We start from the raw sequence: 24,136 nt of genomic DNA, 5'->3' as shown, positions 1-24,136 counted from the left end.
GACGGGCCGTTCCCGAGGCGAACACCGTAGCGCGCAGCGTGGAGGTCATCCTATGAGCGCGCCGCAGGAAGACGCACCGATGATGACGCTTGCCCAGGCGCTCGCCTGGATCCCCGGCGCGCGCCTGGTCGGCGACCCGGAAGTGGCCGTCTCGCGCGTGCACACCGACACCCGCACGCTCGCGGCCGGCGACCTGTTCGTCGCGCTGAAGGGCGAGCGCTTCGATGCCAATGACTTCCTGGCCGATGCGCGCGCGCGTGGCGCGGCCGCGGCCATCGCCCACCGCGGGCTGGAGGCCGCCGGGCTGCCGGGCCTGGAAGTGCCCGACACCCTGGCCGCGCTGGGCACCCTGGCCGCGGGCTGGCGGGCCCAGTTCGATCTGCCGCTGGTCGCGGTCACCGGCAGCAACGGCAAGACGACCGTCACGCAGATGATCGCGTCGATCCTGCGGGCCGCGGGCGTGGAGCGGGCGCTGGCCACCATCGGCAACCTCAACAACGAGATCGGCCTGCCGCTGACCCTGCTGCGCCTGCGCGAGCGGCACCAGCTGGCAGTGGTCGAGCTCGGCATGAACCATCCGGGCGAGATCGCCCGCCTGGCGGCAATCGCGCGCCCCACCATCGGGCTGGTCAACAACGCGCAGCGCGAGCATCAGGAATTCATGGCCACGGTCGAGGCGGTTGCGCGCGAGAACGGCGCGGTGTTCGCCGCGCTGCCGGACAACGGCACCGCCGTCTTTCCCTACGGCGACACCTTCACCCCGCTGTGGAACGAGATGGCGCACGAGGGCGCGCCGCGGCGCTGCCTGAGCTTCGGCGAGCACGCCAACGCGGACATCGCGCTCGGACGTGCCGAGTGGGAGCATGGCGCCTGGCAGTTCGAGGCACGCACGCCGCTCGGCGAAATCTGCGCCACCCTGCGCATCGCCGGGCGCCACAACGTGGTGAACGCGCTGGCGGCCATCGCCTGCTCGCTGGCCTGCGGGGTGTCGGTCGACAAGATCGCCGAAGGCCTCGCCGCCTTCGAGCCGGTCAAGGGACGTTCGCGGGCGAGCGAGCTGGTGCTGGTGGACGGCCGGGCGGTCACGGTGGTCGACGACAGCTACAACGCCAATCCCGATTCCGTGCGCGCCGCGGTCGACGTGCTCAGCGGCTTGCCGGGACCGCGCCTGCTGGTGCTCGGCGACATGGGCGAGGTCGGCGACCGAGGCCCGGAGTTCCATGCCGAGGTCGGCGCCTGGGCGGCCGAGCGCGGCATCGAGTCGCTGTTCGCATTGGGCGACGCATCGATCCACGCCATCACCGCCTACACCCGCGCCGGCGGCAGCGAAGCGCGCCACTTCGACGGCATCGACACCCTCAATGCCGCCGTGGTGGCGCAGCTGCCGCGCGTCGCCAGCGTGCTGGTGAAGGGCTCGCGCTTCATGCGGATGGAGCGCGTGGTCGAGGCCCTCGCCTGCGCCTCAGGACGACCAGACAACAACAAGGAGGGCCGGCCATGATCGATGCGCTGTGCACGTTCGCATCATGCTGATGAGTCTCGCCCAATGGCTGCAGACGATCTCGCCGGATCTCGGTTTCCTGCGTGTCTTCCAATACCTCACCTTCCGCGCACTGATGGCCGCGCTGAGCGCGCTGCTGCTCGGCCTCTGCGCAGGGCCCTACGTGATCCGCCGCCTGGCCGCGCTCAAGATCGGCCAGCCGGTGCGCGGCTACGCGATGGACACGCACCTGAGCAAGAGCGGCACGCCCACGATGGGCGGCGTGCTGGTGCTGTTCTCGATCGCCTTTGCGACCCTCCTGTGGTTCGACCTCTCCAACCGCTTCGTCTGGATCGTGCTGTGGGTCACGCTGGGCTTCGGCGCCATCGGCTGGGTCGATGACTGGCGCAAGGTGGTGCGCAAGGACCCCGAGGGCATGCGCTCGCGCGAGAAGTATTTCTGGCAGTCGGTGGTCGGCCTGATTGCCGCCTTCTACCTGCTCTTCAGCATCTCGGAGAGCTCCAACTGGCGCGTGCTCGAGCTGTTCTACGCCTGGGTGGGCTCGGGCTTCGACCTGGACTTCCCGCCCAAGATCAACCTGCTGGTGCCCTTCTTCAAGGAAGTGAGCTATCCGCTCGGCGGCATCGGCTTCGTGATCCTGACCTACCTGGTGATCGTGGGCGCCAGCAACGCCGTCAACCTCACCGACGGCCTCGACGGCCTGGCGATCATGCCGGTGGTGATGGTCGGCTCCGCCCTGGGCGTCTTCGCCTACGTCACCGGCAGTGCGGTCTATTCGCGCTACCTGCTGTTCCCGCACATCCCCGGCTCGGGCGAACTGCTGGTGTTCTGCTCCGCGATGGCCGGCGCGGGCCTCGCCTTCCTCTGGTTCAACACCCATCCGGCGCAGGTCTTCATGGGTGACGTGGGCGCGCTCGCGCTGGGCGGCGCGCTGGGCACCATCGCGATCATCGTGCGCCAGGAGATCGTGTTCTTCGTCATGGGTGGCATCTTCGTGGTCGAGGCGATCTCGGTGATGGCGCAGGTGGCCTACTTCAAGTACACCAAGAAGCGCTTCGGCGAAGGGCGGCGCGTGCTCAAGATGGCGCCGCTGCACCACCACTTCGAGAAGAGCGGCTGGCGCGAGACGCAGGTCGTGGTGCGCTTCTGGATCATCACCATGCTGCTGTGCCTGGTGGGCCTGTCGACCTTGAAGCTGAGGTGAGCTCGATGCGCCATCTTCAAGACCAACACGTGCTGATCCTGGGCCTGGGCGCCTCGGGCCTGGCCATGGCGCGCTGGTGCGCGCGCCATGGAGCGAAGCTCACGGTGGCCGACACCCGCGAAGTGCCGCCGCAGCTGGAAGCGCTGCGTACCGAGCTGCCCGATGCGGCCTTTGTGGGCGGGCCCTTTTCGGCCGCGCTGATCGAAGGCACCGCGGTGCGCGCGGTGTACCGCTCGCCGGGCCTGTCGCCGGCCTCGATCGCGGTGGTGGTCGATGCGGCCAAGGCCGTCGGCTTGCCGGTCGGTGGCGAACTGGACCTGTTTGCGCACGCGTTGGCGGACCTGCGGGTGGTCGAGACGGAGGAGCCGGCGCCGCCGGCCGAGCCGGAGGTGAAATTGGCGCAGGAGGCAGTGCAGCCCCTCACCGATGAACCGGAATCGTCCGAAAAGCTTCCGGCGGAGGAAACCCCGGCGGCCAACGAGCCGCAGATCGCGGCCGAATCCGAATCCGAGCTCGAGCCGGCGCCCGTGGAAGACGACGACGATGCCGAGGCCCCGACACCTGTGCCCGTGCCCGTTCCGCCGGCGCCCAAGGGCTACGAGCCCGCGGTGCTGGCCGTGACCGGCACCAACGGCAAGACCACCGTGACCGCGCTGACCGGCCAGCTGGTCGCGCGCGCCGGCAAGACGGTGGCGGTGGCCGGCAACATCGGGCCCACGCTGCTGGACACGCTGGCTGCGCACATCGATGCAGGCACGCTGCCCGAGGTGTGGGTGCTCGAGCTCTCGAGCTTCCAGCTCGAGGGCGTGCAGGGCTTCGAGCCGACCGCCGCGACCGTGCTCAACGTCACGCAGGACCACCTCGACTGGCACGGCGACATGTCTGCCTACGTCGCGGCCAAGGCGCGCATCTTCGGCAGCAAGAGCATCGTGGTGCTCAACCGAGAGGACGACGCGGTGATGGCAATGAAGCCGGCTCCCGTCAAGCTTGCCAAGGGGCAGGCACCCCGGACCGTCGTGACCTTCGGCGCCGGCATGCCCCTGCGCCCCGGCGACTACGGCATCGAGCGCGTCCACGGCATGGCCTGGCTGGTGCGCGCCCTGGAAGCCGACGAAACACAGAAGCGCAAGCGCGGCGCCGCAGTCGAGGAGGAAGAGATCCACATCCAGCGCCTGATGCCGGCCGATGCACTGCGCATTCGAGGCCGGCACAACGCGCTCAATGCGCTGGCGGCACTCGCGCTTGCCACCGCGGCGGGTTGCCAGCTCGGGCCCATGCTCTATGGCCTGCGCGAATACCGCGGCGAGCCGCACCGCGTCGAGCCGGTGGCCATCGTGGACGAAGTCGAGTTCTTCGACGACAGCAAGGGCACGAATGTCGGCGCCACAGTCGCGGCCCTGAGCGGCCTCGGCGAGGAGCGCCGGGTCGTCGTGATCCTCGGTGGCGACGGCAAGGGCCAGGACTTCGCGCCGCTGGCCGCGCCGGTGCGCCAGTACGCACGCGCGGTGGTGCTGATCGGCCGCGACGCGCCGCTGATCGAGGCGGCGCTCGCGTCCACCGGCGTCTCGCTGGCGCACGCCGCGTCGATGGAAGAGGCCGTGAAACTGGCGGCGGGCCGCGCGCATCCCGGCGATGCAGTGCTGCTGTCGCCGGCCTGCGCCAGCTTCGACATGTTCAAGGACTACGCGCACCGCGCCGCGGTGTTCTGCGAGGCCGTGCAGGACTGGGCCGAATCGCCGCGCGATGTGGGCGTCGACGTGGGCCTGCCGGACAGAGGGGGAGAGGGCGCATGACCTCTACCGCCGCCGCAACGCCCAACAAGAGCCCCCGTTTCTGGGAAGGCTGGTTCAGCCGTGCCAGGAGCGGCATGGACGCCTTGCCCATGCACCTGCCGGTGCGCCTGGGCAGCGCCGGCATGACGCAGACCAAGGCCGCGCCGGTGCGGGTGCTGGGCTTCGACCAGGCGCTGGCCTGGGTCACGGTCGCGCTGCTGGCCTGGGGGCTGGTGATGGTCTACTCGGCCTCCATCGCGCTGCCCGACAACCCGCGCTTTGCGCGTGCCGGCTACGGCGCAAGCTACTTCCTCACGCGCCACATCGCTTCGATCGTCATCGGCTTCGTAGCGGCGCTGCTGGCCTTCCAGGTGCCGATGCGCACTTGGGAGCGCGGCGCCCCGTGGCTCTTCGTCGCCTCGCTGCTGCTGCTGATCGCGGTGTTGATCCCGCACATCGGCATCAGCGTCAATGGTGCGCGCCGCTGGCTGCCGATGGGCTTCATGCGCTTCCAGCCCTCGGAGCTGGCCAAGCTCGCGATGATCCTCTACGCCGCCAGCTACATGGTGCGCAAGATGGAGATCAAGGAGCGCTTTTTCCGCGCCGTGCTGCCCATGGGCGTGGCGGTGGTGGTGGTCGGCATGCTGGTGATGGCCGAGCCGGACATGGGTGCCTTCATGGTGATCGCGGTGATCGCGATGGGCATCCTGTTCCTGGGCGGCGTCAACGCGCGCATGTTTTTCCTGATCGCGGCGCTGGTGGTGGTGGCCTTCGGCACCATCGTCGCCTCCAGTCCGTGGCGGCGCGAGCGCATCTTTGCCTACCTCGATCCCTGGAGCGAGGAGCATGCGCTGGGCAAGGGCTACCAGCTCTCGCATTCGCTGATCGCCATCGGCCGCGGAGAGATCTTCGGCGTCGGCCTGGGCGGCAGCGTCGAGAAGCTGCACTGGCTGCCCGAGGCGCACACCGACTTCCTGATGGCGGTGATCGGCGAGGAGTTCGGCCTCGTCGGCGTGCTGCTGGCCATTGCCCTGTTCCTCTGGCTCACCCGCCGCATCATGCACATCGGCCGCCAGGCCATTGCGCTCGACCGCGTGTTCGCGGGCCTGGTGGCGCAGGGCGTGGGCATCTGGATCGGCTTCCAGGCCTTCATCAACATGGGCGTGAACCTGGGCGCGTTGCCGACCAAGGGGCTGACCCTGCCGCTGATGAGCTTCGGCGGCTCGGCCATCCTGATGAACGTGGTGGCAATGGCGATCGTCTTGCGCATCGACTACGAGAACCGGGTTCTCATGCGCGGAGGCCGCGTATGAGCAGGACGGCACTCGTCATGGCAGGCGGCACGGGAGGCCACATCTTCCCCGGCCTGGCCGTGGCCGAGGCCCTGCGCGAGCGCGGCTGGCGCGTGCACTGGCTGGGCGCGCCGGGCAGCATGGAAGAAGCGCTGGTGCCGCCGCGCGGCTTCGCCTTCGAGCCCGTGCAGTTCGGCGGCGTGCGCGGCAAGGGGCCCATCACCCTGGCCCTGCTGCCCATGCGGCTGCTTCGCGCCTTCTGGCAAAGCCTGGCCGTGGTGCGTCGCGTGCGGCCCGACGTGGTGCTGGGCCTGGGCGGCTACATCACCTTCCCTGGCGGCATGATGAGCGTGCTGCTCGACAAGCCGCTGGTGCTGCACGAGCAGAACTCGGTGGCCGGGCTGGCCAACAAGATCCTGGCCGGCGTGGCCGACCGCGTCTTCACCGCCTTCCCGAACGTGATGAAGAAGGCGCAGTGGATCGGCAATCCGCTGCGCGCGGCCTTCATCTCGCAGCCCGACCCGGCCACGCGCTTTGCCGGGCGCACCGGTCCGCTCAAGCTGCTGGTGGTGGGCGGCAGCCTCGGCGCGAAGGCGCTCAATGCCGTGGTGCCGAAGGCGCTGGCCCGCATCGCCCCCGAGCAGCGGCCCACCGTCACCCACCAGAGCGGCGCCAAGCAGATCGACGAGTTGCGCGCCAACTACGCCGCCGCCGGCGTCGAGGGCGAGCTCACCCCCTTCATCGAAGACACCGCGCGCGCCTATGCCGATGCCGACCTGATCGTCGCGCGCGCCGGCGCGAGCACCGTCACCGAGATCGCGGCCGTCGGCGCGGCTGCGCTGTTCGTGCCTTTTCCTTCCGCCGTGGACGACCACCAGACCACCAACGCCCGCTTCCTCGTCGACGCGGGCGGAGGCTGGCTCGTTCAACAAACCGAATTGACACCCGAATTGCTGGCCGATTTGTTACAGAAGACCGGGCGCCCCGCGCTCATGGAACGCGCCGTGAAGGCCAAGGCGATGCAGAAGACCGAGGCCGTCGAGGTCATGGTGCGCGCTTGCGAGGAGTTGGTGAAATGACGCCCACCCCCGTTGCTTGCTCACTTCGTGTAGCCGCCTCCCCCCTCAAGGGGGCGCCACCAGCGGCCCGGCAAAGCCGGTTCCGCGGTGTCTCCCGAACGGGCTTCGCTTTGCTCGCCGCGAAGTTCGATGCTCAGGCGAATGGAGGCCGAGTATGAAACATGCCATCAGGCACATCCATTTCGTCGGCGTGGGCGGCTCCGGCATGAGCGGCATCGCCGAGGTGCTGTTCAACCTGGGCTACAAGATCACGGGTTCGGACCTGGCCGACAGCGCCACGCTCAAGCGCCTCGGCGGCCTGGGCATCGGCACCTACGTGGGCCACGACGCTGCGAACATCGCCGGCGCCGACGCGGTGGTGACCTCCACCGCCGTGCATGCCGGCAACCCCGAGGTGGTGGCCGCACGCGAGAAGCGCATCCCGGTGGTGCCGCGCGCGCTGATGCTGGCCGAGCTGATGCGCCTCAAGCAGGGCATCGCGATCGCCGGCACGCACGGCAAGACCACCACCACCAGCCTGGTGGCGAGCGTGCTCGCTGCCGCCGGGCTGGACCCGACCTTCGTCATCGGCGGCCGGCTCAACAGCGCCGGCGCCAATGCGCAGCTGGGCAGCGGCGACTACATCGTGGTGGAGGCCGACGAGTCGGACGCCTCCTTCCTCAACCTGCTGCCGGTCATGGCAGTGGTGACGAACATCGACGCCGACCACATGGAGACCTACGGGCACGACTTCGCGAAGCTCAAGAAGGCCTTCGTCGACTTCCTGCACCGCATGCCTTTCTACGGCGTGGCGATCCTGTGCACCGACGACCCGGCGGTGCGCGAGATCGTGACCGAGGTCTCCTGCCCGGTCACCAGCTACGGCTTCGGCGACGAGGCCCAGGTGCGCGCGGTCAACGTGCGCGCGGTCGGCCAGCAGATGCACTTCACCGCGCAGCGGCGCAACGGCGTCACGCTGCCCGACCTGGACATCGTGCTCAACCTGCCCGGCGAGCACAACGTGCGCAACGCGCTGGCCGTGATCGCGGTGGCGGTCGAGCTCAGCGTGCCCGACGAGGCGGTGCAGCGCGGCCTGGCCGACTTCAAGGGCGTGGGCCGGCGCTTCCAGCGCTATGGCGATGTCAGGCTGCCGAGCGCGCAGGGCCTCGGCAGCTTCACCCTGATCGACGACTACGGCCATCACCCCGTCGAGATGGCGGCCACCATCGCCGCCGCGCGCGGCGCCTTCCCGGGCCGGCGCCTGGTGCTGGCCTTCCAGCCGCACCGCTACACCCGCACGCGCGACTGCTTCGAGGACTTCGTCAAGGTCATCGGTGCTGCCGATGCCGTGCTGCTGGGCGAGGTCTATGCCGCCGGCGAGCCGCCCATCGTGGCGGCGGACGGCCGCTCGCTGGCGCGCGCGCTGCGCGTGGCGGGCAAGGTCGAGCCGGTGTTCGTCGACGAGATCGCGGCCATGCCGCAGGCCATCCTGGACAACGCGCGCGACGGCGACGTCGTCATCTGCATGGGAGCGGGCTCCATCGGCGCCGTACCGGCCAGGGTGGTCGAGCAGGGCGGCGCGGCTTCGTCTTCAACCACATCCGAGCGCGCGTCCGGACACGTTGCGCGCGAAGGGAGGTCCCTGTGAATCCGCAAGACTTCGGCAAGGTCGCGGTGCTGTTCGGCGGCACCTCGGCGGAGCGCGACATTTCCATCATGTCGGGCACCGGCGTGCTCGAGGCGCTGCGCTCGCGCGGCGTCGATGCGCACCCCTTCGACCCGGCCGGGCGCGAGCTGGTCGAACTCAAGCACGAGGGCTTCGCGCGCTGCTTCGTGGTGCTGCATGGCCGCCACGGCGAAGACGGCACCGTGCAGGGCGCGCTGGAGCTGCTGGGCATTCCCTATACCGGCTCCGGCGTCATGGCCTCGGCGGTGGCCATGGACAAGGTCATGACCAAGCGCATCTGGCAGGCCGACGGGCTGCCCACGCCGCGCTATGCGCGCCTGGCCTTCGACCAGCAGAGCCGCGAGCAGGTCATGGCGGTGCCCGACGTGCTTGGCCTGCCTCTGATCGTGAAGCCGCCGCGCGAGGGCTCCTCCATCGGCGTGACCAAGGTCCAGGGCTACTCGCAGATGCAGGACGCCGTCGCCCTGGCCGTGCGCTACGACTCCGACGTGCTGTGCGAGGAGTTCATCGAGGGAGAGGAAGTCACCTGCGCCGTGCTGGGCAGCGGCATCCATGCGCAGGCACTGCCGGTGGTGCGCATCGCCGCGCCCGAGGGCGCCTACGACTACCAGAACAAGTACTTCACCGACGACGTGAAGTACCACTGCCCGAGCGGCCTGCCGCAGGACGAGGAGCAGGAGATCCGGCGCATCTCGCTGGCCGCCTATCACCAGCTCGGCTGCCGCGGCTGGGGCCGCGCCGACCTGATGATCCGCGCCAGCGACCGCAAGCCCTTCCTGCTGGAGATGAACACCTCGCCGGGCATGACCAGCCATTCGCTGGTGCCCATGTCGGCGCGCGCGGCAGGCATCTCGTATGAGGATCTCTGCGTGCGGGTGCTGGCTTCCGCAACGCTCGACTCGAAGGCGAAGACCTGATGGCAGATAGCATCCCCGTGCCCTTCGACGTCAAGCTCATGAACGTGACCGCGACCCTGGTGTACGCGTTGTTCGCGCTCGTGCTGCTGGCGGCGGGCGCGTGGTGGGTGCTGCGCCAGCCCTTCTTCCCGCTCGCCGGCATCAAGGTCGACGGCGAGGTCACGCACAACAACGCGGTCACCTTGCGTGCCAACGTCACGCCGCAGCTGGCCGGCAACTTCTTCACCGTGGACCTGGCGAAGGCCCGCGCTGCCTTCGAGACCGTGCCCTGGGTGCGCAAGGCGGTGGTGCGGCGCGAATTCCCGAACAAGCTGCGCGTGACGCTGACCGAGCATGTGCCGGTCGCCCACTGGGGCAACGAAGCGGATTCGCGCCTGATCAACGGCTTCGGCGAAGTCTTCGATGCCAATGTGGCCGAGGTCGACGACCAACTGCCGCGCCTCGACGGGCCGTTGGAGCAGGCGGGCCAGGTCCTGGGCATGTACCGCGTGCTGCAACCGATATTCGCGCCCCACGAGCTGGTGATCGATGAACTGAAGCTGTCGCGCCGTGGCAGCTGGAGCGTGGTGCTGGACAGCGGCGCGGTGCTCGAACTCGGGCGCGGCCGTGCCGAGGAAGTGGCCGCGCGCACGCAGCGCTTTCTCACCACGGTGACGCCGGTCGCCCGGCAGTACGGGCGCACCCTCACCTCGGTCGAGGGCGCCGACCTGCGGCACAACGAGGGCTATGCGCTTCGGCTGCGCGGCGTCACCACGGTCACGACAGAGCCGCCACCCCCCAGGAAGAAATAGAGAGCAGAGGAATTCATGTCCAAGGAATACAAAGACCTGGTTGTCGGACTCGACATCGGCACCGCCAAGGTGATGGCGGTGGTGGCCGAGGTGCTGCCCACCGGCGAGCTCAAGCTTGCGGGGCTGGGCATCGCGCCCAGCAACGGGCTCAAGCGCGGCGTGGTGGTGAACATCGATGCGACGGTGCAGAGCATCCAGCAGGCGCTGAAGGAAGCGGAGCTGATGGCCGACTGCAAGATCAGCCGCGTCTACACCGGCATCACCGGTAGCCACATCCGCGGCATCAATTCGAGCGGCATGGTCGCTGTCAAGGACAAGGAAGTCACGCAGGCCGATGTGGCGCGCGTGGTGGAGACCGCGCGCGCCATCAACATCTCCAGCGACCAGCGCCTGCTGCTGGTGGAGCCGCAGGAGTTCGTGATCGACGGCCAGGACGTGAAGGAGCCGATCGGCATGAGCGGCATGCGCCTCGAAGCCAAGGTGCACATCGTCACCGGCGCGCAGAGCGCCGCCGAGAACATCATCAAGTGCGTGCGTCGCTGCGGCCTGGAAGTCGACCAGCTGATGCTGAACCCGCTGGCCTCCAGCCAGGCGGTGCTGACCGAAGACGAGCGCGAGCTCGGCGTGGTGCTGGTGGACATCGGCGCCGGGACCACCGACGTGGCCATCTTCACCAACGGCGCGATCCGCCACACCGCGGTGATCCCGATCGCCGGCGACCTCATCACCAGCGACATCGCGATGGCGCTGCGCACGCCCACGAAGGACGCCGAGGACATCAAGGTCGAGAACGGCTATGCCAAGCAGCTGCTGGCCGACCCGGAGACGCAGGTCGAGGTGCCCGGGCTCGGCGACCGCGGGCCGCGGATGCTCAGCAAGCAGGCGCTGGCCGGCGTGATCGAGCCGCGCGTGGAAGAGATCTTCTCGCTGGTGCAGCAGGTGGTGCGCGAGTCGGGCTACGAGGAGGTGCTGTCCTCCGGCGTGGTGCTGACCGGCGGCAGCGCGGTGATGCCCGGCATGGTCGAGCTCGGCGAAGACATCTTCCTGAAGCCGGTGCGGCGCGGCATCCCGAAATATTCGAGCGCGCTCTCTGACATGGTCGCGCAGCCGCGCGCCGCGACCGTGATGGGCCTGCTCGAGGAGGCGCGCTATGCACGGCTGCGCGGCTTCAAGGTGGCCCAGAAGAACGGCTCGGTGAAGACCGCGTTCGGGCGCTTCAAGGACTTCATCGTGGGGAACTTCTGACGATGAACAGCACACCACTTTGGCTTGCAAAGGGCAGCCCCCCTCGACATTTCAACGAGCGATGGCGGCGCACCGGTCCGCCCAAGGAGCGCAGACGGTGACCCTCAAAACAACCCATTCGTACAAACAAGGCAACTGCAAATTCAAGGAGTCAGAAATGGCCATCGAAATGATCGAGATCGAAGAGTTCAACCAAGGCACGCAGATCAAGGTGATCGGCGTCGGCGGCGGCGGCGGCAATGCGGTCGCCCACATGATCGAGCGCCGTGTGCAGGGCGTGGAGTTCATCTGCGCCAACACCGACGCGCAGGCCCTCCAGCGCAGCAACGCGCACAAGACCATCCAGCTCGGCACCAACGGACTGGGCGCGGGCAGCAAGCCCGAGAAGGGCCGCGACGCGGCCGAGGCGGCGGTGGATGACATTCGCGGCGCCATCAACGGCGCGCACATGCTGTTCATCACGGCCGGCATGGGCGGCGGCACCGGCACCGGCGCGGCGCCGGTGATCGCGCGCGTGGCCAAGGAGATGGGCATTCTCACGGTCGGCGTGGTGACCAAGCCCTTCGACTGGGAAGGCGGCCGCCGCATGACGAACGCCGACTCTGGCCTGCAGGAGCTCGAGGCCAATGTCGATTCGCTGATCGTGGTGCTCAACGAGAAGCTGCTCGACGTGCTGGGCGAGGACGTCACCCAGGACGAGGCCTTCGCGCACGCCAACGACGTGCTGAAGAACGCCGTCGGCGGCATTTCGGAGATCATCAACGAGTACGGCGGCGTGAACGTCGACTTCGAGGACGTGCGCACGGTAATGGGCGAGCCCGGCAAGGCCATGATGGGCACGGCCGCGGCCTCGGGCCCGGACCGCGCGCGCATCGCGGCCGAGCAGGCGGTGGCCTGCCCGCTGCTCGAGGGCATCGACCTGTCGGGCGCCAAGGGCGTGCTGGTGCTGGTGACGGCGTCGAAGAACTCGTTGAAGCTGAGCGAATCGAAGCTCGCGATGACCACCATTCGCGCTTTCGCCGCGGAAGACGCGCACGTGATCTACGGCGCCGCCTACGACGACAGCCTGGGTGACGAGATGCGCGTGACGGTGGTCGCCACCGGCTTGTCGCGCCAGGATGCGCGCCGCCAGGCGCCCACGCTGGAGGTGATCCGCACCGGCACCGACAACATCCCGTTCGGCGTGCCGACGCTCGGCGGCACGGTGCAAGGCCAGCCCGGCCAGCCCAACTACGACGGCATGGCCGTACCCAGCGTGTGGCGCACCAACCGCACCATGGCCGCGGCCAAGGTGGATGCGTTGTCGACGGGCGGCATGGACGACATCGAGATCCCCGCCTTCCTGCGCAGGCAGGCGGATTGATGGCGCGCAAAGCTGCTGCGCGGCCCGATCTTGCGACCGCGGTGCTCGCCGTACCCAAGTACGGCTGTGCTCCTCTTCGCAACCTCGGGCCGCTTGCTGCGCTTTTCGCGTCATCGGCCGATGTGATCCCAAGATGACGGCTATCGGGGACATAGCGAGGCGCACCGCGCGCCGGATGCCTCGCGCTTCTAAAATCGGTGCCGTGCTCCAGCAACGAACACTGAAATCCATCACCCGCGCCGTTGGCGTGGGGCTGCACAGCGGCCAGCGGGTCGAGCTCACGCTCAGGCCCGCGCCGGTCGATGCCGGCATCGTGTTCCGGCGCGTCGACCTGCCGGAGCCGGTCGAGATCCCGATGCGGGCCGAGGCCGTGACCGACACGCGCCTGGCGTCCACCGTGTCCGCCAGCGGCGCCAAGGTGCAGACGGTCGAACACCTGATGTCGGCGTGCGCGGGCCTGGGCATCGACAACCTGCTGATCGACATCACCGCCGACGAGGTGCCGATCCTCGACGGCTCTGCCTCGTCCTTCGTCTTCCTGCTGCAGAGCGCAGGCATCGTGCTGCAGGATGCGCCGCGCCGCTTCATCCGCGTCACCCGCCCGGTCGAGGTGCGCGAGGGCGAGGGCCATGACCTCAAGTGGGCGCGCCTCGTGCCCTACCACGGCTACAAGCTGAGCTTCGAGATCGACTTCGACCATCGCGTCGTCAACGCCAGCGGCAAGCGCTTCGAGTTCGACCTGGGCTCGGGCTCGTACAGCCGCGACATCGCGCGCGCGCGCACCTTCGGCTTCACCAAGGAGGTCGAGTACATGCGCTCCAAGGGCCTGGCGCTGGGCGGCGGGCTCGACAACGCGATCGTGATGGACGACACCAAGGTGCTCAATGCCGGCGGGCTGCGCTACGACGACGAGTTCGTCAAGCACAAGATCCTCGACGCCATGGGCGACCTCTACGTCATCGGCCACCCGCTGCTCGCGGCCTACAGCGCCTTCCGCTCGGGCCATGCGCTCAACAACAAGCTGCTGCGCGAGCTGCTGGCCCAGCAGGACGCCTACGAGATTGTCAGCTTCGAAGATCAGCAGCAGGCACCGGCCGGCTTCGCCGAAGTCGCGCGAGCCTGGTAGGCCGCCTCCGAGACGCGATGCTGCTGTTTCGCTGGGCCATCCTGCTGCTCCTGCTGGTGGCCGGCGTTTCCTTCGCCTTCTATGCCGGCACCGGCCAGCCCAAGTACAAGCGCTTTGGGTGGATCGTGCTCAAGTGGACGCTGCTGGCGGCCTTCGGGTTCTTTGCGGTGCTGATCGCGGAGCGGGCGCTGTGAAGTGATATCCTTACCTTTTTGTAAGGAACATCGTGCAAACCACGCTGACATCCAAAGGCCAGATGACGCTGCCGAGCGCGGCGAGGGCTCGGCTCGGTCTGGAAGCGGGCGACCGGCTCCTGGTGACGGTGGTGGATGAGAACACGATCGTCCTGAAGCGGCCTCCCGCCACGCCGGCCAAGAACCTGCGCGGACTGCTGGCACGCCCCGGACGGGCACTGTCGGTGGAAGAGATGGATGCCGGGGTCGCTGAGCACCTGCGTGAGAAGCAACGCTCCGGCACCAGGAAGTGAGCGCGCTCGACACCAATCTGCTGGTGAGATTGCTCACCAACGACGACGCGCGCCAGGCGGCCATTGTGGAGACTTGGCTGCGCGACAACGCCAGCGCGCGTTCGCCTGCCTATGTCGATCACATCGTGCTTTGCGAACTCGGCTGGGTACTGGAGCGTAGCTATGGCTATGCACGCGATGTGATCCACGAGGCTTTGAGCGCGCTGCTCGATCATGATCTGCTTAAGATCGAGTCGCCGGGCCTGGTTCGACAGGCCTTGGATTTTTACCAAGCCGGTCCCGCGGATTTTTCGGACTACCTGCTGGCCGCGCGCGCACAGGCTGCCGGCTACGCGCCCATACTGACCTTTGACAAGAAGGCAGCCAAGACCTCGACGCATCAGCTGCTGCGCTGATAGCGCCGAACGGCCAGTCCTAGCGCGTCCGGCCTTTCCGATACATCCCGCTGGTGCTGCGCGCCAGCACCGCCGCCTGCCCGAGCCGAGCCATCGAGCTGCCTACATGGGCGTGGGTGATCGCGATGCCCAGTGCGTCGGCGGCATCGCTCCCGGGCACGCCGGGCAGTGACAGCAGGCGCCGCACCATTTCCTGCACCTGCGGCTTGGCGGCGCGGCCATGGCCGGCCACCGCCTGCTTCATCTGCAGCGCGGTGTACTCCGCCACCGGCAGCGCGTTCGTCACGAGCGCGGTGAGGCAGGCGCCGCGCGCCTGGCCGAGCAGCAGGGTGGATTGCGGATTGACGTTGACGAACACGATCTCCACCGCCGCCGCATCGGGCCGGTAGGTCGCAATGATCTCGCCGATGCCGTCGTACAGCACCTTGAGCCGCGCCGGCAGCTCGCCCTTCCGCACGCTGCGGGTGCTGATGGTGCCGCTGGCGACATAGCGCAGCGCATGGCCGTCCATGTCCACCACGCCGAAGCCGGTGGTCTGAAGGCCGGGGTCGATGCCGAGGATGCGCATGCCGTTCTTCAGGCGTCGAAGTACCAGCGCACCGAGTGGAAGAACACCGGCGCCGCGAAGCACAGCGCATCCACGCGGTCCAGCAGGCCGTTGGCACCGGTCACGCCCATGCCGCGCCCGCCCCAGCTGGGAATGCCGCGGTCGCGCTTGAGCGCCTTCATCACCAGGTGCCCCATGGAGCCGGCCACGCATGCGAGCAGGGACACGGCCAGCGCCTGGCCGAAGCGAAACGGCGTGATGAAGGAGAACATCGCGCCGACCAGGCTAGCGATTGCCATGCCGATCGTCCAGCCGCGCCAGTTGAAACTGCTGCTCACGTGCGGCGCGGCCGGCGCGTCCCTGAAAAGCCAGTCGCCCGTGCGCTTCAGGAAGCCTCGAGGGGCCTCGTCGCCATCCTCGCTGCCGGGCAGGCTGGTGCGCCGCGCGATCAGGTGCTGCACCAGCACGCAGGTCTGCACCACGAAGACCAGGAAGAACACCAGGAAGGCGCTCTTGCCCTCGTAGCCGGGGAAGGTGAGCAGCAGCAGCGCCGGCACATGGCTCATGCCGTACACGCAGACCATGATGCCCCACTGCAGCTTGGCATTCCGCTCGAGGAAGTGGTTCGGATCGTCGGCCAGCGCGCTCACCACCGGGATGGCGAGGAAGGCGTAGACCGGAATGAACACGGTGAACAGGTCGAAGCGCGCCGTCGCGACCAGCCAGAACTGGATCGGCAGCACCACGAAGAAGGCGAGGATCAGGCTGCGGTGGTCACCGCGCCGCGTGGGCGACAGCGTGATGAACTCGCGCAGCGCGAAGAAGGAGATCAGCGCGAACAGCACGGTGGCCACCGTCTCGCCCAGGGCCCAGCCGATCCAGAAGATCACCGCCATCAACCAGGTGGTGCCCAGCAGGCGGCGGAAGTGCGCCAGCTCGCGCTGCCAGCGCTCGTCGTGTTGGGGATTGCGGCGTTCGCGGAAAGTCAGCAGGAAGGCCACGGTGCTCACCACCACGAGCAGGCCGAAGACGATGAAGAAGAGGGCCGCGACCTGGTGGGTGGGCGAGAGCTGGCGAAGGTATTCGTTCATCTAGGGCCTGTTAGCGCTATGCAAGGGGTCGCGTTGCCCCGCAAAGGGGCTGGATGCAAGGCGCCTGCGCGCCGCAAGGCTGATGCCTTGCAAGCGCGGGCAACGCCGCAGACGGCCCCTTTGCGGGGCAACCCGGAGGGAAGGTCGCCACAGCCCACCCCCCGGCGTTGCGCTCCTTGCGTGTGCACATGCACACGCGGCGTCGCGCGCCTTGATGGGCGGGCTGTGGCGACCTTCGCGACCCCTTGCATAGCGTTAACAGGCCCTGGTCATCTACACGTACCGCAGCGCGATCACGGCTTCGCGCGCGCGGTCGAGGAAGGGGCGGCGCTCCTCGCCCTCCTCGAGTCGGATCGGCTCGCCGAAAGTGACCGAGCAGAGGATCGGCACCGGCACCACCTCGCCCTTGGGCATCACGCGCTGCACGTTGTCGATCCAGGCCGGGACCAGCACCACCTCGGGGAACATCTGCGCCAGCGTGTAGAGGCCCGACTTGAACTTCTGCGGCTCGCCGGTGTGGCCTCGCGTGCCCTCGGGAAAGATGATGATCGAGTCGCCGCTCTGCAGCGCGTCGATCAGCGGCTGCAGAGGCACCAGGGCTTCGGCGCTGCCCGGCTGCGGCGTGGGCGCGAAGTCGGCGGGCGGTGATGCCAGCGGCAGTTCTCCCTGCATCGTTTCGACTGGCTCGGAGACGATCGGCATCGCCTCTTCGAAGACGGGCTCGATGCGCTCGCGCGGCGCCGCGACAGGCTCGGGCGCCGGCACGGGTGCGCTGCCGCCGCGCTCCACGTAGATGGCGTTGAACACCTCGGTGGTGATCCAGCGCTTGAAGGGCGTCGTGGCCCAGTAGTCGCGCGCCGCGATCGGCCGCGTGATGCTGCGCAGTTCCTCGGGCAGCGCGGCCCAGATCATCACCAGGTCCAGGTGGCTTTGGTGATTGGCGAAGTAGATGCGCTGCTCGGCCTTGGGCGGACAGCCCCACCAGCGCGCCTGGGCACCAGTGAGGAGCCGGATGAGGCCCAGCAGCACCCACCCCGTGAACTTTGCAAGCATGGCGGCGATGATACGGGCGGCGCATGCATGTTTTTCTCCGTTATGATTCGCACCCTTCAAACGCGGGAATAGCTCAGTTGGTAGAGCGCAACCTTGCCAAGGTTGAGGTCGAGAGTTCGAGACTCTTTTCCCGCTCCAGATTTCCCTTCGCCACCACCGGCGCTGTCCTGCCAGATCAGGGCAGCTCTGCCGATGGCATGCGCGCCACGATGGTGGCCGTGCGGCCTGTGAGATAGGCCGATCCATTCCGCCGCTCGAAGAACTTCGGGCTCGGCAGCATCACCGCCAGTCGCGCCGACTCCTGCGCACCGAGCCGCGACGCCGGCTTCCTGAAGTAATGCTGCGCAGCCGCCTCGGCACCGAAGATGCCTTCGCCCCACTCAACGCTGTTGAGGTAGATCTCGAGGATGCGCTGCTTGTCCAGCAGCAGCTCCAGCGCGACCGCGAGCAGCAGCTCCTGGCCCTTGCGCAGCAGCGTGCGCTCGCCGGACAGCAGCAGGTTCTTCGCGAGTTGCTGGGTGATGGTCGAGCCGCCGCGCATCTGGACCGGGCGCGGCTCCTTGCCGCGCGCGCGCATCTGTGCCGCGCGCCGTGCCGCGATCTGCTCGGCCCTGGCATTGCGCTGGCGCGCACGCTCGACAGCCTCCCACTCGACGCCGTTGTGATAGATGAACTCGCTGTCCTCGCTCGCGATCACCGCGCGCTTGAGGCTCTCGGCGATCTGCGAATAAGGCACCCACTGCTGTTTCCAACGACGCTCCCCGTTGCGGCGCCCCTCGGTCGCGAGCTGCCAGGCCTCGGAGCGCTGGAAGGCGGTGGATTGCGGATCGATCACCGCCATCGCGGCGATGCGGCCGATGAAGAAGACCTCGAGCGCAACCGCCGCGAACAGCAGGCACAGCACCCAGCGCAGGATGGCCTTCACTTGCCGTCGACCACCGCGCGCAGTTCGGCAAGCACCTGGGCCGAAGGCGGCCGCACGCCGCGCCAGAAGGCGAAGGACTCGGCCGCCTGTTCGACCAGCATGCCCAATCCGTCGCGCGGCACGGCGCCGTGTTCGCGGGCCCAGTCCAGGAAGCCGGCGGCGGCCGGCCCGTACATCATGTCGACGGCCAGTGCGCCGCGCCGCAGCACCCGGGCCGCCACCGGCACCTCGCCCCCGGCGAGACTCGAGGCGGTGCCGTTCACCATGACGTCGAACTCGCCGGGCACGGAATGCAGTTCATGGGCCTCCAGCGTGATGCCGTGCTGCAGCGCGAGTGCCGCGTGGTGCCGCACCAGCGCGATGGTCTTGGCCAGCGTGCGGTTGGCCACCACCACGCGGCGCGGGCCCGCTTCCAGCAGGGGGCCCAGCACGCCGGCCGCGGCGCCGCCGGCGCCCAGCAGCAGCAGCTCGCTGCCCGCCAGCGCGACGCCGGCATGCTGCGTGATGTCGGCGACGAGGCCGGCGCCGTCGGTGTTGTCGCCGTGGATGCCGTCCGCGTCAAAGCGCAGCGTGTTGACCGCGCGTGCCAGCATGGCGCGCGGGCTCAGGTGCTGCGCCAGCGCTGCGGCCTCGAACTTGAAGGGCACGGTGACGTTGCAGCCGCGCGCCGTCCCGGCTGTCTCGGCTCGGAAGGCCGCCACCGCGGCCTCGAAGCCGTCCAGCGGCACCAGGCGGCGACCGTAGTCCAGCGCCTGGCCGGTCAGTTCGGCGAAGCGTGCATGAATCCATGGCGAGCGGCTGTGCTCGACCGGGTTGCCCATGACGCAGTAGAGATCCATGGTGCCTCGCTCACTGCTTGGACGACGAGGAGACCTGTGCCTCGAGCGTCTCGTCGCGGGTGAACTTGAAGCGCGACGGCAGCACGATCTGGTCGGTCTGCCGCCGCATTGCGTCGGTGAACTTGCCGAAGTTGCCGATGCTGCGCACGATGGCCTGTGCGCGCCGGTCCAGGGTGGTATTGCCGGAGCCTTCGATGACCTCGGTGCCGAGGATCGCGCCGTCGAAGTTGACGGTCACCATCATCGTGAGCTCGCCATAGAGCTTCTTGCCTGCGAGCTCCGGGAAGTTCTCGGTGCCGCGCGCCTCGATCTTGCGGCGCAGTGCGTCGACATAGACGGCGTAGGTGGCTTCGCGCGTGGCCGGGCTCAGGTAGCGCTTCTTGGGCCGCGCGTTCTCCTCGTTCACGCGGCGCTCGATCTCGGCCAGGATCTTGACGAGCTGACGGCGCTTTTCCTCACGCGCCGCGGCCTCGCTGGGGTTGCCCTGGTGGCGCGGGTCGGGCCGCGGCATCGCTGCGAGCTGCTCCTTGATCTGCGCCAGCAGCAGCATCTGCTGCGCCTGCATGGCCTCCACCTGGCGCTGGGCATCTTCCATCGAATCGCCGATGGTGTTGAAGGTGGAGGGCGGAAGCGGGCTGGTGGCTCGGCCTCGATCGAGGTCGCCGCCGCCGGCCAGCGAGCTCTGGGCAATGGCCATGGCCTTCTCGGGGCGCTCGTTGGTCTTGGCGTTGACCAGGATGACCTCCAGCGGCGTCTCGGTGAAGACCCGGTTGAAAGCCTCCGGGTCGGCAAAGCGAAACGCGAGCAGCAGCGCGTGCGCCGCGACCGAGATGCCGAGCGCGAGCTGCAGGCTGCTCAGGTCGCGCAGGTTCATGCCGGGAGTTTCTCCGGGGGGGCGGCCTCGTCGCTGTCGGCGAGGTCCACTGCAATGGCGATCGGCCCGGCGACTTCCTCTTCGTCGCCTTCCTCTTCGGCCACCGCTTCGGCCGGCGCGGCATCGAGGCGCTCGATGACGGTGCCGTGCACGTCGAGGGCGATCTCGTCGACCTCGCCGAGCTTGACGCGTACGCGAGCCCCGCGCGCGAGGCCCTGGGTGCCGGTGACGTGGAACACCAGCGGCAGCGCGTCGGCCCGCGCCAGGGCGCCGTTGGGCACGTCCTTGATCAGCGTCGCCTCGAGCTCGGCGATGCCCTCCTGTTCCAGGTACTTGAGCGTCCAGAAGCGCTCCATGGCGCCCTGGTGCGCGTTGTAGGCGCTGTAGGCGGCATCGAAGCCCGAGAGGATCGAGAACAGGTCGGCATCCTTGGGCTTGAAGGGCGCTGCCAGCGCGGCGGTCTTGCCATGGCGTGCGGCCGCGATGATCTGCCACTGGTTCACCAGGTCGGTGTAGCGGCGCAGCGGAGAGGTGCTCCAGGCGTAGCTCTTCACGCCGAGGCCGGCATGCGGCAGCGCCTTGGTGCCCATGCGCACCTTGATGCCGGGCGCCAGGCTGGCCTGGCTGCGGTAGAGGGCCGGCACGCCGAGCTCGCCAAGCCAGCCGCCCCAGCTGCTGTTGGCCAGGATCATCGCCTCGGACACGACCAGGTCCAGCGGCGCGCCGCGCTGCCGGGTCGTGATCTGCACCCGCTCGTCGCCGGTGGGCTCGCCGTCTGCATCGGGCAGGCGGAAGTTGTAGTCGGGCCGATTGAAACTCTCCGGCTTGCCGCGCACCACCTCGCGCTGCGCCTTCAGCTGTTTGGCGAGGCGGAACAGGAAGGACAGCGGCTCGCGCAGCCGCGCGGCCACCTCGGGCGTGCCCGGGCTGTCGACCGAGGCGTCTTCGAGCCAGGCCTGGGTGATGAAGCCGTCGAGCTGGTCGTGCCGCAGGTTGGCCACGATGGGCACGCGCTCGAGGCGGGTCTCGGTGGCCTTCAGCGCCAGCGTGGCCTCGTCGAAATCGGCATAGAGCGAGACGGCCGGGCAATCGCGGCCCTCTTGCAAGGTGTAGGTCTCCACCACCTCGTCGGGCAGCATGGTGATCTTGTGGCCCGGCATGTAGACGGTGGACATGCGCGTCCGCGCCACCTGGTCGATCGGGCCGCCGGGCGCCAGCGCCAGGCCCGGCGCCGCGATGTGGATGCCGACGCGCACCGTGCCGCTGCCGAGGCCCGTGACCGAGAGCGCATCGTCGATCTCGGTGGTGTGCGAGTCGTCGACGGAGAAGGCCTGCACCTCGGCCCGCGGCAACTCGTCGGCGATGGCCGGGGCCTTGAGCGCGGGGAAGCCGGTGCCCTTCGGGAAGTTCTCGAACAGGAAGCGGCGCCAGTGGAACTGATAGGGCGAGTCGATTGCGCCGGCGCGCTGCAGCAGTTCGAGGGGCGGGCGCTGCGTGGCGCGCGCGGCCTCGACCACGGCCTTGTATTCGGGCGCGTTCTTGTCGGGCCTGAAGAGGATCTTGTAGAGCTGTTCGCGCACCGGGGCCGGGCACTCGCCGGCGCCGAGCTGCGCGGCCCATTCGGCGATCTGGGCCTGCACCAGCTTCTTCTTCTCGATGGCCGCGAGTGCCTGCTGCACGATCTCGGCCGGCGCCTTCTTGAAGCGGCCCTTGCCGGCGCGGCGGAAGTAGTGCGGCGCCTCGAAGAGCGCGAGGAGCGAAGCGGCCTGTTGGACCAGGGTGGGCTGGGTCTGGAAATAATCGGAGGCCAGCTCGGCAAAGCCGAACTCCCCTTCGGGTGCGAATTCCCAGGCCAGGTCGAGGTCCATGCCGGTGGCGAGCTCGCGGGCTTCGTCCAGCAGTTGGGCCGGCGCGGGCTTCTCGAAGCGCAGCACGATGTTGGCGCCCTTCACCTTGACGCGCTTGCCGGAATCGAGCTCCACCTGCGCCGAGGACTCCGCCTCCGACAGCACGCGTCCACCCAGGTACTTGCCGGCTTCTTCGAACAATACAAACATGGCGCGGATTGTCCCATGCGTGGCAGGGCGCCGCGCCTCAGGCCGGGTCGATGAAGGCCATCGCCTCGTCGAGGTGATGCCGCTCGAAATCGGACAGGGCGTGGTCGCCGCCGTCCAGCAGCTTGATGCGGCTGCCGGGATAGCGGGCCGACATCTCCCGCCAGTCCAGCAGTTCGTCGCCCTTGGCGATGACCGCGAAGACGCGTTCGGGCAGGGCGAGCGGGCCCATGTCGAGCGCGCGCAGCTCGTCGATGTACTCGGGGCGGAAATAGAAATGCTCGGCCGGATCGTGCCAGGACGTCTGCTCGCCGATGTAGTTCGCCAGGTCGCGCGCCGGCTGGACCGCCGGGTTCAGCAGCACCGCGCGGCAATGCGTCATGCCGGTCACGTAGGTGGCGTAGAAGCCGCCCAGCGAGGAGCCGACCACCGCCATGCTTTCGCGCGGCCACTGCGCGATGCCCCGCATGACCAGGTCGATCGCCTCGTGCGGCGAAGGCGGCAGCTGCGGGCACCACCAGTGCAGCAGGGGGTGCCGCTCGCGGACGCGCTGGGCCATCTGCCGCGCCTTGGTCGACTGCGGCGACGAGCGAAAGCCATGGAGATACAGCAGGTGGGTGGTGGGCGCGAGCTTCATGCCTTTGTCTTACTCAAGGACCGATGGTCCTTCGGCGATTGTCCGTGAAGCAGGTGGCTGCGGGCGGATAATCCGCGCCCATGTCCGCCGTGTTCCACCAGCCCTCCCTCGCGCGACGCATCGCGCCCGTGTTCCAGGGCTTCGACGGCTTTCTCGCCTTCGCGGTGTTCCTGCTGGCCTGCGCCGGGCTGCTGACCATGTACTCGTCCGGCTACGACCACGGCACGCGCTTCATGGACCACGGCCGGAACATGCTGCTGGCCGGCTTCATCATGTTCGTGGTGGCGCAGGTGCCGCCGCAGCGGCTGATGTTCTTCGCCGTGCCCATCTATCTGGTGGGCGTGGGGCTGCTGATCGCGGTGGCGCTGTTCGGCATCACCAAGAAGGGCGCCACCCGCTGGATCAATGTCGGCATGGTGATCCAGCCGAGCGAGATCCTGAAGATCGCCATGCCGCTGATGCTGGCCTGGTGGTTCCAGCGCCGCGAGGGCCAGCTGCGCCCCCTGGATTTCGTGGTCGCGACGGTGCTGCTGGCGGTGCCCGTGGGCCTGATCATGAAGCAGCCCGACCTCGGCACGTCGCTGCTGGTGCTGGCGGCCGGCCTGTCGGTGATCTTCTTCGCGGGCCTCTCGTGGAAGCTGATCGTGCCCCCGGTGCTGATCGGGGTGATCGCGGTGTCGCTCATCGTGGGCTTCGAATCGCAGCTGTGCGCCGACGGCGTGGACTGGCGCGTGCTGCACGACTACCAGAAGCAACGCGTCTGCACGCTGCTCGACCCCACCAAGGACCCGCTGGGCAAGGGCTTCCACATCATCCAGGGCATGATCGCGATCGGCTCCGGCGGGGTCGGCGGCAAGGGCTTCATGCAGGGCACGCAGACGCACCTGGAGTTCATTCCCGAGCGCACGACCGACTTCATCTTCGCGGCCTATTCCGAGGAGTTCGGGCTGGCCGGCAACCTGGCGCTGATCGCGGCCTTCATCTTCCTGATCTTTCGCGGCCTGGCGATCGCGCTGGACGCGCCGACGCTGTTCTCGCGCCTCCTTGCCGGGGCGTTGACCATGATCTTCTTCACCTACGCCTTCGTGAACATGGGCATGGTCAGCGGCATCCTGCCAGTGGTGGGCGTGCCCTTGCCCTTCATCAGCTATGGCGGCACCGCGATGGTGACGCTGGGCCTGGCGCTGGGGATGCTGATGTCGATCGCGCGAGCCAAGAGGCTGATGCAGAGTTGAGAAGCTCATTCACGGCTTCCGAGCGTCATCCGGGGGGCGAGCC

General features: G+C 68.5%; 23 protein-coding genes and 1 tRNA gene. 16 read left to right on the top strand and 8 right to left on the bottom strand.

Annotation, left to right across the window (positions count from 1 at the left end; genetic code table 11):
- The first annotated feature begins 52 nt into the window (after positions 1 to 52).
- From ACMGEZ_RS17915 to ACMGEZ_RS17850, 14 genes are all read left to right on the top strand, one after another.
- Entirely contained in the window at positions 53 to 1,501 is a 1,449-nt protein-coding gene (locus ACMGEZ_RS17915) for a UDP-N-acetylmuramoyl-tripeptide--D-alanyl-D-alanine ligase (RefSeq protein WP_436823624.1), read from the top strand.
- A 25-nt stretch (positions 1,502 to 1,526) separates the two neighbouring features.
- Positions 1,527 to 2,705 carry a phospho-N-acetylmuramoyl-pentapeptide-transferase gene (mraY, locus tag ACMGEZ_RS17910; protein WP_436823623.1) on the top strand — a complete coding sequence of 393 codons (1,179 nt, stop codon included), beginning with the start codon at positions 1,527 to 1,529 and terminating at the stop codon, positions 2,703 to 2,705.
- Positions 2,706 to 2,710: 5 nt separating this feature from the next.
- A complete protein-coding gene (gene murD, locus ACMGEZ_RS17905) occupies positions 2,711 to 4,498 on the top strand; it encodes a UDP-N-acetylmuramoyl-L-alanine--D-glutamate ligase (RefSeq protein WP_436823622.1) in 1,788 nt (595 codons plus the stop codon).
- A complete protein-coding gene (gene ftsW / locus ACMGEZ_RS17900) occupies positions 4,495 to 5,790 on the top strand; it encodes a putative lipid II flippase FtsW (protein WP_436823621.1) in 1,296 nt (431 codons plus the stop codon). The genes murD and ftsW overlap by 4 nt, the downstream gene beginning before the upstream one ends.
- The gene (murG, locus tag ACMGEZ_RS17895; protein WP_436823620.1) at positions 5,787 to 6,848 is read left to right on the top strand and encodes an undecaprenyldiphospho-muramoylpentapeptide beta-N-acetylglucosaminyltransferase; all 1,062 of its coding nucleotides are present in this window, start codon (positions 5,787 to 5,789) and stop codon (positions 6,846 to 6,848) included. The genes ftsW and murG overlap by 4 nt, the downstream gene beginning before the upstream one ends.
- 154 nt (positions 6,849 to 7,002) lie before the next feature.
- Positions 7,003 to 8,475: a UDP-N-acetylmuramate--L-alanine ligase gene (gene murC / locus ACMGEZ_RS17890; RefSeq protein WP_436823619.1), complete on the top strand. Its 1,473-nt coding sequence runs from the start codon at positions 7,003 to 7,005 to the stop codon at positions 8,473 to 8,475.
- Positions 8,472 to 9,431 carry a D-alanine--D-alanine ligase gene (locus tag ACMGEZ_RS17885; RefSeq protein ID WP_436823618.1) on the top strand — a complete coding sequence of 320 codons (960 nt, stop codon included), beginning with the start codon at positions 8,472 to 8,474 and terminating at the stop codon, positions 9,429 to 9,431. The genes murC and ACMGEZ_RS17885 overlap by 4 nt, the downstream gene beginning before the upstream one ends.
- Positions 9,431 to 10,222, top strand: a complete 792-nt coding sequence (locus ACMGEZ_RS17880) for a cell division protein FtsQ/DivIB (protein WP_436823617.1) — start codon at positions 9,431 to 9,433, stop codon at positions 10,220 to 10,222. Before ACMGEZ_RS17885 ends, ACMGEZ_RS17880 begins: the two co-directional genes overlap by 1 nt.
- A gap of 15 nt (positions 10,223 to 10,237) precedes the next feature.
- On the top strand, positions 10,238 to 11,467 hold the full coding sequence (ftsA, locus tag ACMGEZ_RS17875) for a cell division protein FtsA (protein WP_162578612.1): 1,230 nt from the start codon (positions 10,238 to 10,240) through the stop codon (positions 11,465 to 11,467).
- 157 nt (positions 11,468 to 11,624) lie between these two features.
- On the top strand, positions 11,625 to 12,830 hold the full coding sequence (gene ftsZ, locus ACMGEZ_RS17870; RefSeq protein ID WP_436823616.1) for a cell division protein FtsZ: 1,206 nt from the start codon (positions 11,625 to 11,627) through the stop codon (positions 12,828 to 12,830).
- Positions 12,831 to 13,032: 202 nt separating this feature from the next.
- Positions 13,033 to 13,956: a UDP-3-O-acyl-N-acetylglucosamine deacetylase gene (lpxC, locus tag ACMGEZ_RS17865; RefSeq protein ID WP_436823615.1), complete on the top strand. Its 924-nt coding sequence runs from the start codon at positions 13,033 to 13,035 to the stop codon at positions 13,954 to 13,956.
- Between the two features lie 17 nt (positions 13,957 to 13,973).
- Positions 13,974 to 14,150, top strand: coding sequence for a hypothetical protein (locus tag ACMGEZ_RS17860; protein WP_436823614.1), 177 nt, complete (start codon positions 13,974 to 13,976; stop codon positions 14,148 to 14,150).
- Between the two features lie 32 nt (positions 14,151 to 14,182).
- Positions 14,183 to 14,443, top strand: a complete 261-nt coding sequence (locus ACMGEZ_RS17855) for an AbrB/MazE/SpoVT family DNA-binding domain-containing protein (protein WP_436823613.1) — start codon at positions 14,183 to 14,185, stop codon at positions 14,441 to 14,443.
- Positions 14,440 to 14,838, top strand: a complete 399-nt coding sequence (locus ACMGEZ_RS17850) for a type II toxin-antitoxin system VapC family toxin (RefSeq protein ID WP_436823612.1) — start codon at positions 14,440 to 14,442, stop codon at positions 14,836 to 14,838. The genes ACMGEZ_RS17855 and ACMGEZ_RS17850 overlap by 4 nt, the downstream gene beginning before the upstream one ends.
- Positions 14,839 to 14,857: 19 nt before the next feature.
- Here the strand turns inward: ACMGEZ_RS17850 and ruvC are convergent, their stop codons facing one another.
- From ruvC to ACMGEZ_RS17835, 3 genes are all read right to left on the bottom strand, one after another.
- The gene (gene ruvC, locus ACMGEZ_RS17845) at positions 14,858 to 15,406 is read right to left on the bottom strand and encodes a crossover junction endodeoxyribonuclease RuvC (RefSeq protein WP_436823611.1); all 549 of its coding nucleotides are present in this window, start codon (positions 15,404 to 15,406) and stop codon (positions 14,858 to 14,860) included.
- 8 nt (positions 15,407 to 15,414) lie between these two features.
- Positions 15,415 to 16,476 carry a phosphatidate cytidylyltransferase gene (locus ACMGEZ_RS17840; protein WP_436823610.1) on the bottom strand — a complete coding sequence of 354 codons (1,062 nt, stop codon included), beginning with the start codon at positions 16,474 to 16,476 and terminating at the stop codon, positions 15,415 to 15,417.
- A gap of 273 nt (positions 16,477 to 16,749) precedes the next feature.
- Positions 16,750 to 17,529: a lysophospholipid acyltransferase family protein gene (locus tag ACMGEZ_RS17835; RefSeq protein WP_436823609.1), complete on the bottom strand. Its 780-nt coding sequence runs from the start codon at positions 17,527 to 17,529 to the stop codon at positions 16,750 to 16,752.
- A 62-nt stretch (positions 17,530 to 17,591) separates the two neighbouring features.
- On the opposite strand from ACMGEZ_RS17835, the gene ACMGEZ_RS17830 reads away from it, so the two are divergent.
- Positions 17,592 to 17,667, top strand: a tRNA-Gly gene (locus ACMGEZ_RS17830).
- A gap of 37 nt (positions 17,668 to 17,704) precedes the next feature.
- Here ACMGEZ_RS17830 and mtgA read toward each other — a convergent pair.
- Genes mtgA through ACMGEZ_RS17805 form a run of 5 tightly spaced genes read right to left on the bottom strand, consistent with a single transcriptional unit; the run spans position 17,705 to position 22,858 of the window.
- Positions 17,705 to 18,454, bottom strand: a complete 750-nt coding sequence (gene mtgA, locus ACMGEZ_RS17825) for a monofunctional biosynthetic peptidoglycan transglycosylase (protein ID WP_436823608.1) — start codon at positions 18,452 to 18,454, stop codon at positions 17,705 to 17,707.
- The gene (aroE, locus tag ACMGEZ_RS17820; protein ID WP_436823607.1) at positions 18,451 to 19,293 is read right to left on the bottom strand and encodes a shikimate dehydrogenase; all 843 of its coding nucleotides are present in this window, start codon (positions 19,291 to 19,293) and stop codon (positions 18,451 to 18,453) included. Before aroE ends, mtgA begins: the two co-directional genes overlap by 4 nt.
- A gap of 10 nt (positions 19,294 to 19,303) precedes the next feature.
- Complete coding sequence (locus ACMGEZ_RS17815; protein ID WP_436823606.1) at positions 19,304 to 20,167, bottom strand: energy transducer TonB; 864 nt, start codon at positions 20,165 to 20,167, stop codon at positions 19,304 to 19,306.
- The gene (locus tag ACMGEZ_RS17810; RefSeq protein ID WP_436823605.1) at positions 20,164 to 22,224 is read right to left on the bottom strand and encodes a ribonuclease catalytic domain-containing protein; all 2,061 of its coding nucleotides are present in this window, start codon (positions 22,222 to 22,224) and stop codon (positions 20,164 to 20,166) included. The genes ACMGEZ_RS17815 and ACMGEZ_RS17810 overlap by 4 nt, the downstream gene beginning before the upstream one ends.
- 37 nt (positions 22,225 to 22,261) lie before the next feature.
- Complete coding sequence (locus ACMGEZ_RS17805) at positions 22,262 to 22,858, bottom strand: YqiA/YcfP family alpha/beta fold hydrolase (protein ID WP_436823604.1); 597 nt, start codon at positions 22,856 to 22,858, stop codon at positions 22,262 to 22,264.
- A gap of 80 nt (positions 22,859 to 22,938) precedes the next feature.
- On the opposite strand from ACMGEZ_RS17805, the gene rodA reads away from it, so the two are divergent.
- Positions 22,939 to 24,093 carry a rod shape-determining protein RodA gene (gene rodA / locus ACMGEZ_RS17800; protein WP_436823603.1) on the top strand — a complete coding sequence of 385 codons (1,155 nt, stop codon included), beginning with the start codon at positions 22,939 to 22,941 and terminating at the stop codon, positions 24,091 to 24,093.
- The last annotated feature ends 43 nt before the right edge of the window (positions 24,094 to 24,136 follow it).

The sequence above is a fragment of the Variovorax stachyos genome, assembly GCF_051400855.1.
GTDB lineage: Bacteria > Pseudomonadota > Gammaproteobacteria > Burkholderiales > Burkholderiaceae_C > Variovorax.
The sequence above is the reverse complement of the archived record's forward strand: the minus strand, read 5'-3'. Positions and strand labels throughout refer to the sequence as shown.

Coding starts and splice junctions, on each gene's coding strand:
- ACMGEZ_RS17835 (WP_436823609.1), bottom strand. CDS start 17,529: ATGCTTGCAAAGTTCACGGGGTGGGTGCTGCTGGGCCTCATCCGGCTC.
- murC (WP_436823619.1), top strand. CDS start 7,003: ATGAAACATGCCATCAGGCACATCCATTTCGTCGGCGTGGGCGGCTCC.
- rodA (WP_436823603.1), top strand. CDS start 22,939: ATGTCCGCCGTGTTCCACCAGCCCTCCCTCGCGCGACGCATCGCGCCC.
- ACMGEZ_RS17810 (WP_436823605.1), bottom strand. CDS start 22,224: ATGTTTGTATTGTTCGAAGAAGCCGGCAAGTACCTGGGTGGACGCGTG.
- ACMGEZ_RS17840 (WP_436823610.1), bottom strand. CDS start 16,476: ATGAACGAATACCTTCGCCAGCTCTCGCCCACCCACCAGGTCGCGGCC.
- ftsA (WP_162578612.1), top strand. CDS start 10,238: ATGTCCAAGGAATACAAAGACCTGGTTGTCGGACTCGACATCGGCACC.
- ruvC (WP_436823611.1), bottom strand. CDS start 15,406: ATGCGCATCCTCGGCATCGACCCCGGCCTTCAGACCACCGGCTTCGGC.
- ftsW (WP_436823621.1), top strand. CDS start 4,495: ATGACCTCTACCGCCGCCGCAACGCCCAACAAGAGCCCCCGTTTCTGG.
- ACMGEZ_RS17815 (WP_436823606.1), bottom strand. CDS start 20,167: ATGAACCTGCGCGACCTGAGCAGCCTGCAGCTCGCGCTCGGCATCTCG.
- ACMGEZ_RS17915 (WP_436823624.1), top strand. CDS start 53: ATGAGCGCGCCGCAGGAAGACGCACCGATGATGACGCTTGCCCAGGCG.
- aroE (WP_436823607.1), bottom strand. CDS start 19,293: ATGGATCTCTACTGCGTCATGGGCAACCCGGTCGAGCACAGCCGCTCG.
- murD (WP_436823622.1), top strand. CDS start 2,711: ATGCGCCATCTTCAAGACCAACACGTGCTGATCCTGGGCCTGGGCGCC.
- ACMGEZ_RS17805 (WP_436823604.1), bottom strand. CDS start 22,858: ATGAAGCTCGCGCCCACCACCCACCTGCTGTATCTCCATGGCTTTCGC.
- mraY (WP_436823623.1), top strand. CDS start 1,527: ATGCTGATGAGTCTCGCCCAATGGCTGCAGACGATCTCGCCGGATCTC.
- ftsZ (WP_436823616.1), top strand. CDS start 11,625: ATGGCCATCGAAATGATCGAGATCGAAGAGTTCAACCAAGGCACGCAG.
- ACMGEZ_RS17860 (WP_436823614.1), top strand. CDS start 13,974: ATGCTGCTGTTTCGCTGGGCCATCCTGCTGCTCCTGCTGGTGGCCGGC.
- ACMGEZ_RS17880 (WP_436823617.1), top strand. CDS start 9,431: ATGGCAGATAGCATCCCCGTGCCCTTCGACGTCAAGCTCATGAACGTG.
- murG (WP_436823620.1), top strand. CDS start 5,787: ATGAGCAGGACGGCACTCGTCATGGCAGGCGGCACGGGAGGCCACATC.